Source organism: Bacteroidota bacterium, assembly GCA_016183775.1.
Taxonomy (GTDB): domain Bacteria; phylum Bacteroidota; class Bacteroidia; order JABDFU01; family JABDFU01; genus JABDFU01.
Map to the genome: position 1 here is coordinate 1 of JACPDY010000031.1, position 21022 is coordinate 21022.

The 21022-nt window shown below is 40.5% G+C and carries 11 protein-coding genes; 7 read left to right on the forward strand and 4 right to left on the reverse strand.

Going from position 1 to position 21022, the window contains the following annotated elements:
* The first annotated feature begins 213 nt into the window (after positions 1-213).
* Positions 214-1644 carry a hypothetical protein gene (locus HYU69_04095; protein ID MBI2269522.1) on the forward strand — a complete coding sequence of 477 codons (1431 nt, stop codon included), beginning with the start codon at positions 214-216 and terminating at the stop codon, positions 1642-1644.
* A gap of 75 nt (positions 1645-1719) precedes the next feature.
* Here the strand turns inward: HYU69_04095 and purS are convergent, their stop codons facing one another.
* From purS to HYU69_04115, 4 genes are all read right to left on the reverse strand, one after another.
* Positions 1720-1974, reverse strand: coding sequence for a phosphoribosylformylglycinamidine synthase subunit PurS (gene purS, locus HYU69_04100; protein MBI2269523.1), 255 nt, complete (start codon positions 1972-1974; stop codon positions 1720-1722).
* Positions 1975-2040: 66 nt separating this feature from the next.
* Positions 2041-2976 carry a GDP-L-fucose synthase gene (locus HYU69_04105; GenBank protein ID MBI2269524.1) on the reverse strand — a complete coding sequence of 312 codons (936 nt, stop codon included), beginning with the start codon at positions 2974-2976 and terminating at the stop codon, positions 2041-2043.
* 38 nt (positions 2977-3014) lie between these two features.
* Positions 3015-4103 (reverse strand): GDP-mannose 4,6-dehydratase, encoded by a 1089-nt coding sequence (gene gmd / locus HYU69_04110; protein ID MBI2269525.1) that lies wholly within the window; start codon positions 4101-4103, stop codon positions 3015-3017.
* A 178-nt stretch (positions 4104-4281) separates the two neighbouring features.
* Positions 4282-5847: a hypothetical protein gene (locus HYU69_04115; protein ID MBI2269526.1), complete on the reverse strand. Its 1566-nt coding sequence runs from the start codon at positions 5845-5847 to the stop codon at positions 4282-4284.
* Between the two features lie 164 nt (positions 5848-6011).
* Between HYU69_04115 and HYU69_04120 the strand changes: the two genes are divergently transcribed.
* From HYU69_04120 to HYU69_04145, 6 genes are all read left to right on the forward strand, one after another.
* Positions 6012-6818, forward strand: coding sequence for a hypothetical protein (locus HYU69_04120; protein ID MBI2269527.1), 807 nt, complete (start codon positions 6012-6014; stop codon positions 6816-6818).
* A 37-nt stretch (positions 6819-6855) separates the two neighbouring features.
* Positions 6856-9399: a hypothetical protein gene (locus HYU69_04125; protein ID MBI2269528.1), complete on the forward strand. Its 2544-nt coding sequence runs from the start codon at positions 6856-6858 to the stop codon at positions 9397-9399.
* 144 nt (positions 9400-9543) lie between these two features.
* Positions 9544-12861 carry an SBBP repeat-containing protein gene (locus HYU69_04130; protein ID MBI2269529.1) on the forward strand — a complete coding sequence of 1106 codons (3318 nt, stop codon included), beginning with the start codon at positions 9544-9546 and terminating at the stop codon, positions 12859-12861.
* A gap of 89 nt (positions 12862-12950) precedes the next feature.
* Positions 12951-15995: a hypothetical protein gene (locus HYU69_04135; protein ID MBI2269530.1), complete on the forward strand. Its 3045-nt coding sequence runs from the start codon at positions 12951-12953 to the stop codon at positions 15993-15995.
* A gap of 44 nt (positions 15996-16039) precedes the next feature.
* Positions 16040-19213, forward strand: coding sequence for an SBBP repeat-containing protein (locus HYU69_04140; GenBank protein ID MBI2269531.1), 3174 nt, complete (start codon positions 16040-16042; stop codon positions 19211-19213).
* A gap of 428 nt (positions 19214-19641) precedes the next feature.
* Positions 19642-20892: a homoserine dehydrogenase gene (locus HYU69_04145; protein MBI2269532.1), complete on the forward strand. Its 1251-nt coding sequence runs from the start codon at positions 19642-19644 to the stop codon at positions 20890-20892.
* The last annotated feature ends 130 nt before the right edge of the window (positions 20893-21022 follow it).

A 21022-nucleotide genomic window follows, 5' to 3' on the forward strand; every position in this document is an offset into this window, starting at 1 on the left:
TTGTTTGTGATAAAAGATCGGTCAACTGCGAAAAAACATATTTACCTTGATTCATTTAGCGCTGATTTTGAGCATATTACACTCAAAAAATGCTGAATCAATTTCAAATCGTCTTAGCAACTAAAAGCCCTGTAACTCAATAATAACAATACTTTCAAAGAACGTTATATATATACATCAAAACAGTAATGGAACTCATTAAAAATTAAAAAAATGAAACAGAGATACATTATTTTAGTAATACTATTAATTACATTTGGGGTATTCGCACAAGCGCCACAAAAAATGAGTTATCAAACAGTGGTGCGAAACGGAGGCAATGCATTAATGGTCAATAGTGCAATTGGTGTGCAAATAAGTATTTTGCAAGGTTCTTCCACCGGCGCTTCAGTTTTTGCAGAAACACATTCTGTTACAACAAATGCAAATGGTTTAACTACTTTCGAAATTGGCTCCGGAGTAACTGTTGCCGGCTCTTTTGCCGCAATTAATTGGGGTGCCGGCCCATACTTTATTAAAACAGAAATTGACCCTGCCGGAGGAGCAAATTACACGATAGCCGGAACGAGTGAATTGTTGAGTGTGCCGTATTCATTATTTTCTGCAGGTGCGGCTAATGCGTGGAATATAATGGGCAACACAGGAAGTAGCCCGAATTTGAATTTCATTGGAACTACTGACGATAAAGATTTGGTATTTAAAAGATTTAATATCAGAGCCGGATTTTTAGACGCTACCAATACTGCTTTTGGTGTGGGTTCATTTGTAAATATTTCCGGAAACTCTAACATTGCCATTGGTCATCGGGCATTAAGTTCACCACTTTTTTCGGCCAACTCATGTACGGCGGTCGGGAAGGACGCTTTGCTTAATAATACCACAGGAACAGATAATACAGCTATTGGTAGAAATTCAATGCGGTACAACACAACAGGTCTCGATAATGCCGCAATTGGAAAGGATGCATTGGGCGTAAACTCAACGGGTAGTTTCAATACAGCTTGTGGTGAAGACGCTTTGTCTAACAACGACAGTGGCAATAATAATTCGGCCATTGGTAATATATCTTTAAATTGGAATATTGTTGGCAATAATAATTCGGCTGTTGGATTTGAAGCTCTTTTTAATAGTAACGGTGACTTTAATACCGGAATTGGTAGTGGTGCCGGAAAAAATTTAACTACTGGATTAAGAAATATTATGGTAGGGGCGAACACAATCGCTCCGAGTGCTACTGCCAACGATCAACTTAACATCGGCAACACCATTTATGGAAACTGTCTTACTAAAAATATTGGCATAAACACAACAAATCCAAATTCAAGACTGGAAGTTGCCGGATCTTTAACAGTACCATATGTTACTACTGCGTCTGCAACCGGTACTTTTGTCGTTAATGATACTCACTATACAATACATATAATGAATGCAATTGCGGATGTGGAATTGCCTAATGCGGCCACTTGTTTAGGTAGAGTTTATATTTTGATTGCAAACAGTGGAATTGGAGCAAAAAATATTTCTTTTTCCGGTGGCGGAAGTATTTATGATGATGTTACAAATACAAATATTACGAACATTAGTGGCGGTCAGCGCATCCAAATACAAAGTAATGGCACCGGTTGGATTGTTATTGGCAGATAATACCAATTTGTATCAAATCATTCTGGAGCATACGAGGCTTCGCATTAGTGTATTGTCCGCAGGAATGATTTAATTCTACTTATTCTCGAAAATCTCAAACTCGTAGCTTTCCATGATCTGGTTGGCCAGGAGTTTTTTGCAGGCTTCGTCAACTTTAGCTGTGGCGGTATCTTTGGAAGGTGCTTCCAATTCCAGGGTAATATGTTTTCCAATACGAACGTTTTGCACTTCGGGCAAACCAATGTTTTTCATACTGCCCGTAACAGCTTTACCTTGCGGGTCAAGCAATGCTTTTAATGGCATTACGTCAATTTCTGCTCTGAATTTCATGGTGAGTGTTTTTAATTTTTTAATTCTTTAGGGATGATGTTGCTCTGAGCGATGTCATCCCTGTTATCATACAAATAGTTTAGCGGCTTTTACATTTTCGTAAACAGATCGTATACCTTCTTCCAGGTCTATTTTGTGCTTCCATCCTAATGAATGCAGCTTCGTAACATCAAGCAATTTACGCGGTGTGCCGTCGGGTTTTGAAGAATCAAATTTCAGCTCGCCGGTATAGCCGACGATCTTTTTGATCATTAATGCGAGATCTTTTATGGTCAGGTCTTCCCCGCAGCCAATATTGATCTGTCCGGGTTCATTATAATTTTCCATTAAAAATACAGAAGCATCAGCCATATCATCAACATGTAAAAACTCCCTGCGCGGACTGCCGCTGCCCCACACTTCAACGAACAGACTGCCTTTAGTCTTCGCGGTATGAACCTTTCGCAGCAACGCCGGTAAAACATGTGAATTGTTCAGATCATAGCTGTCGTTCGGTCCATAGAGGTTTGTGGGCATTACTGACACAAAGTTACAGCCATACTGGCTCCGGTACGCATCGCACATTTTAATGCCTGCGATCTTGGCTATGGCATAAGGTTCATTGGTATTCTCTAAAAGTCCGGTAAGCAAATATTCTTCTTTGAGAGGCTGAGGCGCCAGTTTAGGGTATATACATGATGAACCAAGGAACATCAGTTTCTTCACCTTATTTATGTACGAGTGGTGAATGATATTCGATTGTATCAGCAGGTTATCATAGATAAATTCGGCGCGGAAAGTATTGTTTGCATTAATTCCTCCGACTTTTGCAGCGGCTAAAAAAACACGATCAGGCTTTTCTGTTTTAAAGAATGCTTCCACAGCCATTTGGTTGCGCAGATCCATTTCGGACGAGGTGCGCGTAACAATATTTGTAAAACCTAAAGTTTCCAGCCTGCGGATAATAGCAGATCCCACCATTCCCCTGTGACCGGCTACGTATATTTTATCTGTTTTATTCATTTTTCTAACGTTCCTTCGGAGAGGGTCGGGGAGAGGTCTTATTCGTGAAAATTCATTATATCATGCCCGCCTTCCAGCAGGTATTTGTCCTTCTCAAATAGTTTCAGGTCTGCCTGAACCATTTCTTTGCAAAGCTCTTCAACAGTGTATTTAGGCTCCCATCCCAGGTCGTTTTTTGCTTTAGAAGCATCTCCCACTAACAGATCTACCTCACTTGGGCGAAAATAACGCGGATCGATTTCAACAACAATTTTTCCAGTAGCAGCATTGGTACCCTTTTCATCCACTCCTTTACCCTGCCATTTCAGCTCGATACCAACTTCCTTAAACGCCATCTCAACAAATTTCCGGACAGAAACTTTTTTTCCGGTGGCTAAAACATAATCTTCGGCTTTGTCCTGTTGCATCATTAGCCACATTCCTTCAACATAATCCTTAGCATGTCCCCAATCGCGTTCAGAATCAATATTTCCGAGGAATAATTTCTGCTGCAGGCCTAAACTTATTTTAGCTGCTGCGCGTGTGATTTTGCGTGTAACAAATGTTTCTCCGCGAAGGGGGCTTTCATGGTTGAATAAAATGCCATTACAGGCAAACATATCATATGATTCACGGTAATTTTTTGTGATCCAGAACGCGTAAAGTTTAGCAACACCATACGGACTGCGCGGATAAAAAGGAGTTGTTTCCCGCTGTGGGATCTCCTGCACCAGCCCATAAAGCTCAGATGTTGAAGCCTGGTAAAATTTTGTTTTTTTCTCTCTGCCTAATATCCGGATGGCCTCTAATAAACGCAATGTGCCTATTCCATCAGCATTGGCGGTATATTCAGGGGTTTCGAACGATACTTTTACATGGGATTGAGCTGCGAGATTATACACTTCATCGGGCTGAACTTCCTGTACGATCCGGATAAGGTTTGTTGAATCCGTCAGATCGCCATAGTGCAGGAAAAAATTAACCTTGTTTTCATGCACATCTTTGTACAAATGGTCAATTCTGGATGTATTAAAAAGAGAGCTCCTTCTTTTTATTCCATGCACAATATATCCCTTTTTTAATAAAAAATCACTCAAATAAGCACCATCCTGACCGGTAACCCCGGTTATTAACGCAACTTTAGCCATGTAAAGGATTTAAATTTATGATTACAATAATACTAAAAAAACAGGAATAAATATGGAATTGGATGAAAGAGAATATGCGAGTGGCAGAATTTAGAATATTGATTTATACAATTAACGGCTCCCTGAAGAAATAAGAATGTCTGCAGCATAAATGTAAATATTGCCTGGTCCTGAATTCTCATTTAGCTGCCTGAAGGGTAAACTCCTTTTCTGCCTTTTTCTGTACAATACTCATAAAAGAGTGGTTCTCAATTTTAGAATCTATCCAGGAGATCAGATCAAAATTTCTCATCGCAGATCTTTCAGAATAATTTTTTAATTTTTCCAGCTCGTCTTTGAGGGCTTGGAATAACTCTATACGTTCTTTGTCATTATTTACTTCCGGAAGTTTTTTGTTGAAAAAATCAAGCATGATGAATTCAAATTGATGCAACTCTTTCAGTTTGTCCAGCTTCCGGAAAGCGGATTTTCCTATATAAGATAGGAGATCAAGGTTTCCTAATTCGTAATGAACAAGAAGGATCAGAATTTTGCATATCGAATAAATATCTTCACGCAAGCCGGTTTTCGCGATCAAATCTATGGTGTTATTTAACCATACCAGGGCTGATCTGTAATTTTCCAATCCAAAATAAGTGTAAAAAAAATAGAAGTTTAATACGATCTTGTTTGATGTACTTAAGTTTTTTTCAATGATTACTTTGTTTTCTTCAACTTCCCTGACAAGCTGCAATGATTTATGAAATTGCCCGGTGTCAAGATAAATGGAAAACAAAGAACCGGTTGACATAGAGTAGATGCTGGATTGAAGGAAATCACTGCCTTTTATATTGTATTGAAGGGGAATAGATTTTAATTTTATTACAGCAATTTCTGCTTCACTGTAGTTTTTCTCTTCAAGGCAAAATTGGAGGTATCCGGCTAATGAATTAAAGTAAGTTAATATACTTGCCAGGGAGGGATTTTTTCTGGGAGTCGAAAATTTTACATATCTATCTGCGTATTGAAGAGCTTTTTTGTTTCTGAATTTCATTAACGCTCCCCTTGATAAAAGAAAGTAAAAGGTAGATTTGCTTTTTAAAGAAAGCGCCATTTTCTCACTTTTCAAAAGAGGGTTTGCTAAAATGGAATTAATATATTTGATCTCATTTTTCTTTCGTATTGTTTGTCTTCCTCTTCCCAATTCTGTGATCTCAATGCTTAGTTTAAGATAGTCCAACCTGTTTTTTAATTGATGTAAGGCGGTAAGCGCCTCTTTATGGCTTTTCAATCTTAGTCTGTCGGCATAAGTCGATCTGTTATAAGCAGCCAATAACAAACTTTCCAGGTTCAGAATCTCGATCAATTGTTCCCATAATTCATTTTCCTTAGCTACTTTCTTTGCTTTTTTGATAAGTTTCGCGCAGGGTTCATTCAATCCCTTATGGAATAAGAATTCGATCTTATTGATTGTACTCCGTAATTTGTTTTCCAGGGAGTTTTCCAGATGATACATTTCCATACTTTTAAGTATCATTTCAAAAAGCCGTTTTTTTATCATCGGCAAATGGGGAATTTTATTTCCTTTTATGAGGGGCGTATCTTCGTTAAATTCTCTTTGATCTTCTATCGTGTTAAAGAGAATTTCGAAGAGATTCTCTTTTTTGCCTTTTTTTTGCAATGTATTTGTCGTAAAATATCTTTTTTCCGTCTTCGAAAGAGATTTTATCAGGTAGTAAAGGTCCGCGGAGCTCTTATTAGACATGTTATTTTTATTAACAAAATATGCCTGAATATAATAAAATTTGATGTTATATCAAATTCAGAATTGTTATTAATAGTCAAAAATTGGTTATTGATTTGGATCTGTCTTCTTTAAATTTGAAATACGATCTTTACAGGAGTTGAATTAACGTTAATTTATCCCGCATGATGACCAATACAAATCATAAGTCTGAATTTGCAAATGTTGTGAAAGTAAGATATGTCATTTCTTTGCTTTTGCTTTTGCTTTTTGCCGGTGCTGGTATTGCTAAAGGTGAAGATGTGCTTATTGAAAAAGAGCAGACAACGACTAAACAAAACTTACAGGGCACTTCGGCACAGCCTGCCCAAAGCGCAGCCGTAGGGCTCAGCACAGGAAAGGGCATGCCTTTTACTCCCAACAAAGGACAGATAGCCGACATGAACGGCAAATTCTGTGCTGATGTGTTATACCAAAGCGAAGGAAACGGGGCTGATATATACCTCCGCAAAACAGGCATAAGCTATGTTTATAACGATATGGGCGAAGTAATGCATGATGTACATGAAAAGGTAGAAGAGTTAGTAAAAGCCGGAATAATAACCGAGGCTGAAGAACACGCAAAGCAAGATGAGCTGATGAAAAATGAAAGCATTAAAGTACATCGTGTGGATATGGATTTTGAAGGGACGAATTCCAAAATCAGGTTACTTAATGAAGGTGAAGTGGAAGGGTATCAAAATTATTATTACTCCCACTGTCCGGAAGGTGTAACCAACGTACATCAGTATAACAAAGTAACTTATAAGAACATTTACAATAATATTGATATTACTTATTATGGTTCTGCTTCGCTCACCACAGGTTCAGACAAGCAAAAAGGTGTTAAATACGATCTCATCGTGCAGCCACATGCCGACCCCAACCAAATAAAATTCAGTTGGAAAGGAGCTGAAAGCATATACCTTAACAGTCAAGGGAAAAATTATTGATGTAAAAGCAAAGTACAAATTAGATATGAGATGTGAGATGTTAGACGTGAGAGAAAAAAGCAACACTGCAAAAAATCCTCATATCTCATGTCTCAAATCTCATATCTACGAAGTAACCTTCGAACTCGGAATTTACAACCCTTCATTTTCTTTAGTAATAGACCCGTGGTTGTCTTATTACGGGGGTAACAATAGGGAGGAAGGGATTTCAGTAACAACCGACAAAACAGGAAATGTCGTTTTTATCGGAAATACAATTTCACCTAATTTTCCGACTACAGTTGGTGCAACTCAAACCTCTCTTGCATCAGCCGGGTTTGGTGATGTTTTTGTGGTAAAAATGGGAGCTGCGGGCAATCGCTTATGGGCTACCTATTATGGAGGAGCAAGCAGTGATGGTGCCGGAGGAGTTGCTTGTGATGGTACTGGAAATGTATTAGTATCCGGAGGCACAGGTTCTGTTAATTTTCCCGTATCAGCGGTCTCTCATCAAACGATAAATGGAGGGGGTGGCGAAGCTTTTTTAATACAATTTGATTCAGGTGGTATAAGGCAATGGGCTACATATTATGGAGGAACAAGCAGTGATTGGAGCTCTGATGTTGCGACTGATGGTGCAAATGTGTATTTGTATGGAAGAACTTCTTCACCCAACGCGATATCAACTGCCGGAGCTTTTCAGGTGACGGTAAATGCCGGGGGTGATGCTTTTGTTGCCAAATTTACTTCAGCAGGAAGTCGAATTTGGGCAACTTATATAGGTGGCTCAAAAAGTGAAACTTCCACCGGAATTGATTGCCATATTCCTTCCGGAAATATTTTTATAACAGGCTATACTAACTCTGCTAATTACCCTCTATTAAATCCCGGAGGTGGAGCGTACTTTCAGGGGTTTGGCAGTTGTATGTTTCCGAATATCGGATTCGGCTGTGGCAATAATTCATATGTGACGAAATTTAGTTCTACAGGAGTTTTATTGTGGTCAACCTATTATGGCGCAACAAATAGTGGCGGCGATTATGCCTGGGGAATGACAGTTGATTTTGCAGGTAATGCAATTATATCGGGGTATACATATTCAGCTAACTTACCGATCGGTTCCTGCTGTGGAAATATAGTTCAGCAAGCGGTTGGTGGTGGACAAAAGGGTTTCCTTGTTAAATTTAATAACGCAGGTGTCCGGTTATGGGCTACTTTCCTTGGAGGAAATCAGCCCGTACAGGCCTATTCAACAGCAGTGGATGTAAATAACAACATTTACTTTGTCGGAGAGTTTGAAGACGCTAATGCCGGAACCTATCCGATCAGTACTTGTGCATACCAGACAAATTTTGGAGGTGGCCCCGCGCCATATCCGGAAGATCAGTTCATAGCAAAATACAGTCCCACAGGAAAGCAGCTTTGTATAACCTATCTGGGTGGCACAGGGGAGGATGATATGGATGGCAGCCAAAACGGAGGCGGAGGGATTTCTGTTTATGGAAATGTGTTATATCTTACCGGTATTACAACAGGGGGTTACCCTGTAACCACTGGCGCTTTTCAAACAATATATGCCGGCCCGGTTTCTTCAAATGTGTATACAGGCGGCGGAGATGCCTTCATCTCTCAGCTTTGTATTAACATTTGCGAAGCCAAAGTGCTTGGTTTAAGTTATACTGCAAGTGCTACGAATGTGTGTACCAATCTGCCTGTTACTTTTACGCCTGCAGTAAGCAATAGCTGTGATACTACAGGCTATCGATTCCAATGGACCTTTACAGGTGGAAATCCTGCAGGCTCAACTTTGGTGAAACCTGTGGTCACTTACCCCTCAGCGGGTAATTATGCTGTAAAATTAGTGCTTACTACTGCCTGTAAAAAGGATAGTATTATTAATATGAATTATATCACAGTTACATCTTGCGGAGGTGTAACTGTTACAGCAGCAAGTGTCAGTGTATGTTCGGGAACCTGCGCAACAGTAACTGCTAATGGAAGCAGCGGCACCGGTCCGTATACTTATTTATGGAGCAATGGATCTGCAACGCAAAGTATAAATCCGTGGCCTTCATCCAATACCCTTTATACGGTAACTGTAACTGATAATACAGGAGCAACAGCCACTTCAACCGCGTTGGTAACTGTAAATCCTTCTGTTTCGGTTTCAATTACACCAACCAATATTAATTGCAGCGGTGCTTCGACAGGCTCAGCAACCGCAGCAGGTGGTAGCGGTACTCCGGCATATACTTATAGTTGGAGTAATTTGGTTTCGGGCTCCGCGGTCTCAGGTTTGGGTTCAGGAAGTTACACTGTAACGGTAACAGACAGCAAAGGCTGCACTTCAACCTCCACAACAACTATAGTTGCACCGCCGGCTTTAACAGGGCAATTTACCAAAGGTACAGCCGCCTGTGCAGCATGTGGCTGCAAAGAATGGTTAATGGTAAATGCAACCGGTGGCACGAGTCCTTATAGTTATACCTGGCCCGATGGATATATAAACAGGTATAAAAATCAGTTATGCGCGGGAACATATACTATAAATATTATAGATAAAAACGGGTGTAGTGTAAATCTTAATCTTACTGCACCATGACTGTACCGCGAATCGTTACCAAGTTGTACTGGTAACGAATGTTGAATAAATGATGATAGTAGGCCAATGGAAACAATACCTAATTCAACAGCTAAAACAGCCTTCGCTCGTTTTTGCGTAAGTCCTAAATTTAAAAATTATGAAATGAGAAAAAACTACATCTTTATCACTGCAATTCAGTTGCTAATTGTTTTGGAATGCCTAATACCAAATAATTCTTTAGCCGGTATCGAAAAAACAAGTCCCGAGCAAAAAGAGCAAATGCAGAACTCCCTGCGAAATAACCCTGTGCAATTTTTAGAAAACAAAGGTCAGATGGTAGATATGAATGGCAAACCTGTGCCTTTTGTTTTATTCAAAGCCGAAGCGCCGGGAGTAAATCTTTTCATCACCGAAAAAGGTTTAACATATATGTTTTTTGAACCGGAAGATGCTTCAACTCCGATCAGCATACGAGAGAATGAGGAAGAAGAAACTAAAATAAAATGGAGCCGCATTGACTTGGAACTTGGTGGAGCAAGCATAAAAAAAGAAAACATTGTAACAGAAGGCAAATCAAATTACTTTAACCAATACTTTTTAGGGCATTGTCCAAATGGAATTACTGAAGTACACAGTTATGAAAAAATAACAATAAAAAATGTTTACTCAAATATTGATTGGGTATTTTACAATTCTAACAAAACAGGATTCAAGTACGATTTCATAGTACATCCCGGCGCTGATCCCAACAATATAAAACTGCTTTATCGCTCAAAGAATCAATTAAATATTGACGAACAAGGTAACATACAAATAAAAACGTCTTATGGAAGATTAACAGAAAATGCTCCTGTCAGTTACATTCAAGAAACAAAAGAAAATATTGCATCGCACTTTATAAAGACCAAAGTAATTACTTGTAACACTTCAGATAAAGGCGAAGGATATGAAACCCAAATTGCCTTCAATCTCCAACTTTCCAACTTTCAAACTATAGTCATTGACCCTCAACTTGTTTGGGGAACATTTTATGGAGGAAATTTGATTGAGGGACCGATGTCGGTGGCAATTGATAATACAGGAAACCTTTTTGTAACAGGATACACCGCTTCAATTGATTTTCCTGTTCAGAATGCAGGCACTTATTTCGATGGAATAAATACCGGAGATAATGATGTTTTTATTCTGAAATTTTCAAATTCCGTGATGCTCATTTGGGCTACTTTTTACGGTGGTAGTGGTAATGAGTGGGGTTCTGCCATTGCTACTGATCCAAACGGCAATGTATTTGTTACCGGTTTTATATTTAAAAACTCACTTAATTTTCCTACTTGTAACGGTACAGCGTGTTGTGTCACTTGTCCAATGGCATACCTTCAAGGGGCATTTGCCGGAGGTAATTATGATATGTTTATGTTGAAATTTTCAAATAGCGGTAATCGTCTATGGGCAACATATTACGGAGGTGATAGCGATGATTTGGCATTTGGAATTGCCACCGATAGCCAGGGCAATGTATTTGTAACCGGACAGGCTGGCTATGCCACCTTCCCTGTATTTGATTCAGGAAACTACTTTCAAACAAATCTTAACGCAGCAGATGCTTTCATTTTGAAGTTTTCTAATTCCGGCACTCGTCTGTGGGGAACATATTACGGGGGACCGGGGAATCTCGTAACCGGAATGAAGGAAATTGGTTATGCAATAGCTGTTGATGTAAACGATAATGTATTTGTTACCGGAGAAACCTCATCAAAAAGTTTCCCGATATGCAATGGGGCAAGTTGTTGTGGCGCCTGCCCTTCCGGGTACTTTAAAGGAGTAAAGCCTGGTTCTGATAAAGATGCATTTATTCTTAAGTTTGACAATTCCGGAAACCGGCTTTGGGCAACCTATTATGGAGGTATCTACGATGATATTGGCAAATCGATTGCTACAGATGGCAACGGCAACGTGTTTGTTACCGGACTTACAAGTATTGCAGCAGGGGCTTTTCCATTACAAGATGCGGGAACGTACTTTGATAACACTTTGGGAGGTACCTACGATGCGTTCATTTTAAAATTTGACAATATAGGAAATCGTTTATGGGCTACACTTTATGGAGGAAGCGGAGATGAATACGCCTCGTTGGATTGGAGCAAATCATCTCATGATAACATAACAATTGATAAGTGTGGGAATGTATATGTAAGTTTCGAAACAACATCAACAGATATTACCTGTAAGGCCATGTGCAATGGAGGTTATTTTGACAACGTGCGGGGTGGAGTGGATGACCAGTTTTTGATTCGTTTTTCAAATACAGGAATTCTCCAGTGGGCAAGCTATTTTGGAGGGAACGGGTCCGATTTCCGTGCTCCCATCGCTGTTGATAACTCAAGCAACCTTTTTGTTTCGGGAGAATGGACTTCAACATCCGGCTTTGGTTCTGTAACTATTAATGAGGCCACTTACCCATTAAGTAATTCACTAATCGGATATTATGACGGGACAACAAACGGTTTCGACGATGGCTTTCTAGCTAAGTTTACTCCCATGAGTTTTACACAAAGCCAAATAAATTCTACCTCCTGCGCGCCTTGCAATGGCACTGCAACAATTAATTTAAATTGTGGCGAACCTAGTTACAATTATACCTGGAGCAATGGCAGTTCAATATTAAATAGCACCAACGCATCCAATACAATTTCAGGTTTATGTGCGGGCACATATACTGTTACGGCAACAAGCAGTTGCAACCAATCGCAAACTGCATCATTTACAATTTCAGGCACTGTTTGCGGAGGTATAACAGCATCTGTTAATTCAGCCACAAAATGTGCCGGTGCTACGTCATGTCCAACCTTAACAGCCGCAGGTGCTGGTGGTACAGCACCTTATACGTATACGTGGTCTCCTGGTACAAACCTTAGTGCTTCTACCGGTGCAAGTGTTAATGCTTGCCCAACCGCTACCACTACTTATACGGTTACGGTAAAAGATAATACAGGGGCAACAGCCACTTCAACAGCTTTGGTAACTGTGGATCCAGTTGTTTTCGTTTCAATTTCACCCACCAATATTAATTGCAGCGGTGCTTCGACAGGCTCAGCAACCGCAGCAGGTGGTAGCGGTACTCCGGCATATACTTATAGTTGGAGTAATTTGGTTTCGGGTGCTACGGTCTCAGGTTTGGGTGCAGGAAGTTACACTGTAACGGTAACAGACAGCAAAGGCTGCACTTCAACTTCCACAACAACTATAGTTGCACCGCCGGCTTTAACAGGACAATTTACAAAAGGCACAGCCACCTGTGCAGGATGTGGTTGTAAAGAGTGGTTAATGGTAAATGCTGTTGGCGGCACAAGCCCTTACACCTATTCCTGGCCGGATGGATATTCTAACAGGTACAAGAATCAGCTTTGCCCGGGTACGCATACGATAAATATTAAAGATAAAAATGGGTGCGGTGTGAATGTAAACATTTCTTCACCTTAGATAAATTTAAAACCCATGAATCACAAGTTAGCTAACATTTATAACAAAAAAACAGGTAAAAACAGCAGCAAGGGGTAAAAACAAAACCTATGGAAACAATAGCCAGTGCAACAAGTAAAAAATCCTATGTTCGCTTTTGTATAAATATTTTATGCCTTATTTTTTTCTTCCCTGGTTTTTCCCTGTTTGCAGAAAAAACAGGAAATAAAACTGAACTTAAAAAGAAAGTGAACCAATGGATTAAAAACCAACCCTTAAGGTTTTTAGAAAACAAAGGGCAAATGAGTGATATGCAAGGGAACCCTTTAAACAGTTTATTATATAAAACCAATACAACAGGTGCCGATTTATACGTTACTACTACAGGGCTTAGTTATGTGCTTACCCGTTTTGAAGAATATGAAGAAGAAGATGAAGATGGAATATTACATGAGTTAGAGTACCTGAGAGGGCCGTATTGCCGTGCGGATGTGGAACTGGTAGGTGCAGATATACGAAAAGAGAATATTGTAAAAGAAGAGCAGAATGAAGGCTTCACTAACTATTACCTCGGCGGCATTTGTTCCGATGGCATACAGAATGTATACAACTACGGAAAGATCACTATAAAAAATATTTATCCGGGCATAGACTGGGTATTAGAGTCTTCCCATCAAGCTTTCTCAGAGGAAAGCGGGTCAATGGGTGGATTGAAATATAACTTTGTCGTACATCCCGGAGCCGACCCTTCTGTAATAAAACTCAGGTATAAATGGACAGATAAGCCGCAATTACAAAAAGATGGTTCGGTAAAAATACATACTCCGCTGGGAGATATAACAGAAGGCGCGCCAATAACCTATATGGGAACCGATATTGCTTCCTCCCTTCAGGGGCGGGGACAAAAAATAATAACATCGGAATATATAGTAAGAGGAAACGATGTGGGATTTAAATTAGGAAAATATAACCGCAACGAACTCCTTGTTATCGACCCAACCCTTGTGTGGGCTACCTTTTATGCAGGGACAGGTATGTGGCATGAGGTTGCGGCTTTGCATGATGACGGCACCAATATTTGGATAACAGGATATTCCTACAGAGTCAATTTTCCCACGTTAAATCCCGGTGGCGGGGCCTATTTCCAGGGTGCATTAGGGACAGCCAATGGACAAAATGGATTTATATTACAATTCAATACAGCGGGAGTACTTAAATGGGCTACTTACTACGGGGGTAGTAATGGTTTTGATGCGGGCTCTTCCATTAATAGCGACGGCACAAATGTTTGGGTAACGGGATCAGCAGCTTCAACAAATTTTCCTATCCAGAACCTTGCAGGAGCCTATAACCAGGCAACTAATGCAGGAAGCGCCGACGCCTTTATATTAAAATTCAATGTGGCAGGAGTGCGGCAATGGGCTACCTATTATGGAGGGAGCGGTTCTGATGGAAGCGCTTCCATCATGAGCGACGGAACCACTATTTGGGTAACCGGAACAACAGCCTCAACAAATTTTCCCGTACAAAACCTTGCGGGTGCTTATAATCAGGCAACGAATGCAGGAAGCAACGATGTCTTTATATTGAAGTTGAATACAGCAGGAGTTTGCACATGGGCTACTTATTACGGAGGAAGCGGCTCTGAAGCAGGCAATTCCATCACGAGTGACGGCACAAATGCCTGGGTTACGGGAGGAACATCTTCAACAAATTTTCCTGTCCAAAATCTTGCCGGGGCGTATAACCAGGTAACAAATGCAGGAGGAACCAATGATGCGTTCATACTTAAGTTCAGTACGGCCAGTGTATTATTATGGGCTACCTATTATGGGGGGAATGGCTCAGACTCGCATACTATAGGAGGCTCAATCCATAGCGATGGCACCAATGTATGTATAACAGGAACAACTAATTCAACAAATCTCCCCCTTCAAAATCTTGCCGGAGCCTATAACCAGGCCGCGAATGCCGGCCTTAATGATGTGTATATATTAAAGTTCAATACAGCCGGAGTTCGGCAATGGGCTACTTATTACGGAGGAAGTGGTTATGATACCGGCACTTCGATACAAAGTGATGGCACCCATATATGGGTGGCAGGTTATACACAATCAACAAATTTTCCCACGCTGGATCCGGGCGGATGTACTTTTTTCCAGGGAACACGAGGTAACGTAGTTATCAACGGAATGGGACTCGTTCCGACTGATGCATTTATATTACAATTCACTCCTGCCGGTATACGTAAATGGGCTACCTATTATGGATTTGATGGCGAACATGATGGGATTTACATTTCCAGTGATGGAACAAATCTATTTATTACAGGAGATGCTGCCGCTGAACCAACAAAGTCTTCCGTTTATCCCCTTGTTAACCCGGGTGGCGGAGCCTATTATTATACTACTGTCGGCACGGGAGCCTCCGGTTTTTCCGGCGAACACCCTTTTATAGGTAAGTTCTGTATCCTGTGCGGAGTTAGTGTAACGGCTGTTTCAACCAATCCCTCCTGTAACACAACGGGAACGGCAACAGCAACCCCAGTAGGAGGAACATCTCCTTACAGTTACCTATGGAGTAATGCGCAAACGGGTTCAACGGCTACCGGTTTAACAATAGGAGTAACGTACACAATAACACTAACGGACAATGCCGGATGCAGTGGTATCACAACAGTAACTATAACAAGTGGTAGCGGCACTCCACCCGGTGTTAACGCTACAAGTAGTGGAAACCTTTCCTGTGGCGCAACAAGTGTAACATTAACAGGTACCAGTGCAGGTAATACTATGGTATGGAATGGTGGCACATTGATCAACGCAGCCAATCCTGTCACTGTTACAGCAGCCGGAACATACACTGTTACGGCTACTGATGCCAATGGTTGTACTGCCAGCGCCACAGTTATAATAACTTCATCTCCTCCTTTAGTTGGACAATTCACTAAAGGCTCTGCAAACTGCATTGGATGTGGCTGTAAGCAATGGATCATGGTAACTGCCACAGGCGGCACAAGTCCCTACTCTTACTTCTGGTCCGCCCCAGGCGGATATGACAAAAGGTATTTAAACCATCTTTGCCCAGGTAATTACTCTATAAATATTACAGATAAGGACGGCTGCAGCGTAAATGTTAACCTCACGGCACCCTGATTTAATAACAAAAGAGGTTTCTTTAAAAAACGAACCGCACTCTAATGAAACAAACCTTTATACATAATAACAATTTAAAGTCAGTATTCCTTCCTCTGTTTATTATGGGGAATATATTTGCCGGCACTACAAGCAAGAATGATCCCGAGCTTAAAAACAAAGCGCAACAATGTATGGAGCAACAACCCGTTCAGTTTCTTGAAAACAAAGGGCAAATGATCAATACGGATAATATTCCTGTACCCTTTGTTTTGTTTAAAGTATCAGGAAGGGGCATGGATGTGTACATCACTGAAAAAGGATTGACCTTTGTATTTGCAAAAACGGAAGAGGAACGTGAGCAAGAGACAGGAAGAGAACACAAAGAAAAAGGAAAAAACGAACAGGAGGAAGAAAAAATAAAAACCGAAATGGCCTGGATAAATATGCATTTGAAAGGCGCCAGCATAAAAAAAGAAAACATTCTTAAAGAAGGCGAAAGCGAAGATCATTTTAATTATTTCCAACCGCATTGTCCCGAGGGCATTTATGGTGTAAAACATTATAAAAAAATAACCATTAAAGCAGTTTACCCCGGCATTGACTGGGTATTGTACAACAGCGATAATGCCGGGATGAAATATGATTTTATCGTGCAACCCGGCGCCAACCCGGAACAAATAAAGTTGGTTTACGAAAGCGAAAATTTATTAAACATTGACAGAAATGGCAACATAAAAATAAAAACTCCGCTGGGTACCCTTACGGAAAATGCTCCCTACTCCTACATGCAGGAAACAGGCGCACAGGTAAAGAGCAACTTTACCAAAAACGTAATTGACCGGCATAATGTAGAAGTCGATTTTGATATTGCAGCGCATGATCTCACATCCCCCTTGGTAATTGACCCCCAGTTAGTATGGGGAACCTTTTTCGGAAGAAACCCGCTTACCGGCCTGCAAAGTCTTACTGTGGACAATAGTAACAACCTCTTTGCCGGAGGATATACTGAATCAAATAACTTCCCGTTACAAAACACGGGTACTTATTTCCAGACGATGACAGGTGGTAGTCGGCTGTTCATCTCCAAATTTGGTAATGCCGGAAACATTCTTTGGTCTACGATTTATGGAGGGGGAGGGCTTGAATACTTATACACCTTCGCGATCGATGGCAATAATAATCTTTTTGTAGGAGGAAGAACTTCTTCAACTGCCCTTCCGGTACAAAACGCAGGAACCTTTTTTCAAGGCACAAAAGGGGGAGGTAGTTATGATGGATTCATTTTAAAATTCGACAATGTAGGTAACCGCCTATGGGCCACCTATTACGGGGGGTCGGGAAACGATGAAGTGTTTTCTCTTGCTACAGATGGCAACAATAATCTGTTTGTGGGAGGATATACTAATTCAACTAATTTTTCCGTACAAAACGCGGGAACCTTCTTTCAGGCTGCGAAATCACCTGGCGGCTGGGAAGACGCATTTATATTAAAATTCACTAATGCAGGGACTCTCTTATGGGGAACCTTTTACGGAGGAGACTACCAGGATCGTATAACATCTCTTGCCATAGACAGCAATAATAATCTTTTTGCAGCAGGAGTTACAGGTTCAGGTAACTTTCCGGTTCAAAACGCGGGAACTTTTTTCCAGGGTACGCGGGCAGGAGTACAGGAAGAAGGATTTTTCTTAAAATTCGATAATGCCGGTAACCGCTTATGGGCAACCTATTATGGAGGTACGAGTGTTGACCGGATAACCTCTATTGCTATAGACGGCAGCAATAATCTTTTTGCTGTGGGAATTGGTCAGCCAGCCACACCGGTTCAAAACGCGGGAACTTTTTTCCAGAGTCCTACGGGAGGGGGCGCGTTTATTTACAAGTTCGATAATGCCGGCAATTTGTTATGGGCTACTTCTTTTGGTGGTGCAACCTGGCAGGATGGTTATGATAACTTAGCGCTTGATCAATGCGGAAATATTTATGTAGTATTAAACACTTCAGTATCCACTATGCCGCTTCTTGACCCGGGATGTGGTTATTTTGACGGGACATACAGTGCCATGTCGGATGCTTTTATCGCCAGCTTTACAAATGCCGGAACATTGATCTGGTCAAGCTACATAGGAGGACCCCGAAACGATTTCAGAACCGCCGTTGCGGTAGACAAGAACAATAACGTATTTATGGGGGGAGAATTTTCAGGCTATACTTCCGCTGTAGGATTACCGTTAATTAATCCGGGCGGTGGAGCTTATTTTGAAAATGCAGGTAACAATGGCGACAATTCTTATATACTTAAGTTCAGTCCTGTCTCTGCGCTTACCCAAAGCCAGGTGAATTCAACGGCATGTGCTCCCTGCAATGGCAGCGCAACCATTAACATTACTTGTGGAGATGCGGGTTATAATTATGTATGGAGCAACGGCAGTTCAACAGTAAATAGTACGAACTCTTCTAACACAATAAGCGGCCTTTGTCCGGGTACTTATACAGTAACTGCAACAAGCAATTGCAATCAATCAAAAACGGCTTCATTTACCATTACAGGTACAGCCTGCGGAAGTATTACTGCTACTGCTATAGGTGCTACTATATGCCCCGGAACCTGTGCAACAGTAACTTCAAACGGAAGTAGCGGTACCGGTCCGTATACTTATTTATGGAGCAATGGATCCACAATGCAAAGTATAAATCTGTGTCCTTCATCCAATACCCTTTATACGGTAACTGTAACTGATAATACAGGAGTAACAGCCACTTCAACCGCGTTGGTAACTGTAAATCCTTCTGTTTCGGTTTCAATTACACCAACCAATATTAATTGCAGCGGTGCTTCGACAGGCTCAGCAACCGCAGCCGGTGGTAGCGGTACTCCGGCATATACTTATAGTTGGAGTAATTTGGTTTCGGGTTCTTCGGTTTCAGGTTTGGGTGCAGGAAGTTACACTGTAACGGTAACAGACAGCAAAGGCTGTAGTTCAACTTCAACAACAATTATAGTTTCACCGCCTGCTTTAACAGGAGAATTCGCAAAAGGTACAGCCACATGTACAGGATGCGGTTGTAAAGAGTGGTTAATGGTAAATGCAACCGGGGGTACGAGTCCTTACAGTTATACCTGGCCCGATGGATACATAAATAGGTATAAAAATCAACTATGTCCTGGAACATACTCCGTAAATATTAAAGATAAAAATGGCTGTAGTGTAAATGTGAACCTTACTACGCCGTGAGTTTGCGCTGGAAGGCCTCTTTTTTGATCAAAAACGGCGATTTTGTGTAAGTAATTTTTTTTGATCGAATAGTCTATTATTCAGGTAGATTATATATATTTGCATCAACATATTCTTTTTCAACGGTAAATATGATATCAGCAGTATCAAAAACAGTTTCTCAAAAAAGGATCTCATCCTTTGCAACACTCTCCATCCTTGGATATATGTGTTGCTGCTGTTGTATGTGCATGTGCTGATGCATCAGATCTGAATGACAGGTTTGATGCCAGAGAAAAAATGGATCCCATTTTTATCATCAAACCCAAAATTCAGAATGAAAAATTTCAATAGTAAATTCAAACAAATAATTAAGACAATTCAACAAGGAGCGTTCCTTCTTGTGTGGAATATTTCAGTGTTATAAATAGTTAAAAAAACGAGAAAAAATGAGCAAAATTAAAATCGGACTTTTTGGTTTCGGCGTTGTAGGGCAGGGCCTGTACGACATATTGGGAAAGAGCAAAGGATTTAAAGCGGAAGTGGTTAAGATCTGTGTGAAAGATAAAACAAAGAAACGCACAATTTCTCCGCAGCTTTATACATTCGATAAAAATGAGTTGCTGGATAATCCGGAGATCAATTTGATTGTCGAGTTGATCGATGATGCTGATGAAGCGTATAAGATTGTAACTGCAGCATTAAAAAGCGGAAAGAATGTAGTTACTGCGAATAAACGAATGGTGGCAAATCACCTTGATGAACTGGTTGATTTACAACATAAGCACAATGTATCATTGTTGTACGAAGCTTCATCCTGCGGAAGTATACCCGTTATCCGGAACCTGGAAGAATACTATGATAATGAGTTGCTGAGTTCGGTTAGTGGTATTTTTAACGGATCATCGAATTATATTCTCAGCAAAATATTTAATGAAGGTATTAGTTATTCTGTTGCTTTGAAACAGGCTCAGGACCTTGGTTTTGCTGAAACGGACCCTACGCTTGATGTTGGTGGGTTCGATCCGAAATTCAAATTAATAATCATCGCGGCTCACAGTTTTGGTTTATTCATTAAACCCGAGGATGTGTTAAATATAGGTATTCAAAATCTTTCTGATTTTGATATCCAGTACGCAAAGGAAAAGGGATACAAGATCAAATTGGTGGCAACTGCAAAGAAGATCGATGAAAAGCATATTACATTATTTGTCATCCCGCAATTCGTCAGACAAAAGGGCTATTTATACAACGTTGAGAATGAGTATAACGCTGTAATTGTAGAGGCGGCCTTTTCAGATACTCAATTTTTTATGGGCAAAGGAGCGGGCGGACACCCTACCGGGATGGCGGTTCTTTCTGATATTTCCGCGCTCAGATATAACTACAGGTATGAATACAAAAGACATCTGCAGCACCAGGAACTTGCTTATTCAACCGATATCGAACTGGAAATATACTTGCGCTATACAAATGACAGCATATTGCCGAAGTTGGGCTTTACAACTATTACAGAGCGTTTTTCAGGAATACAGCATAATTATGTGATTGGCACGCTGTCGCTGAAAAATCTTATAAAGAACAAGGTAATTCTTGAGGCTGAAAAAGCATTTATCGTGAATACAGGTAAAATAAATCCTTCAGTTTCTAAAAATGAAGCTGAACATAAATTGACAAAAGAAAACGTAGTTAGCTTATAATTGAAATAGTCCTATTTTAAGGCTTTTCAGAGTTTTTTAACAGGACAGAAAAACTTACTTTTGTTTATAATTAATCCTTCTCCATTTGGGGCGGATGAGGCCGAAAAGGTTAGGATGAGACTGGTAATTT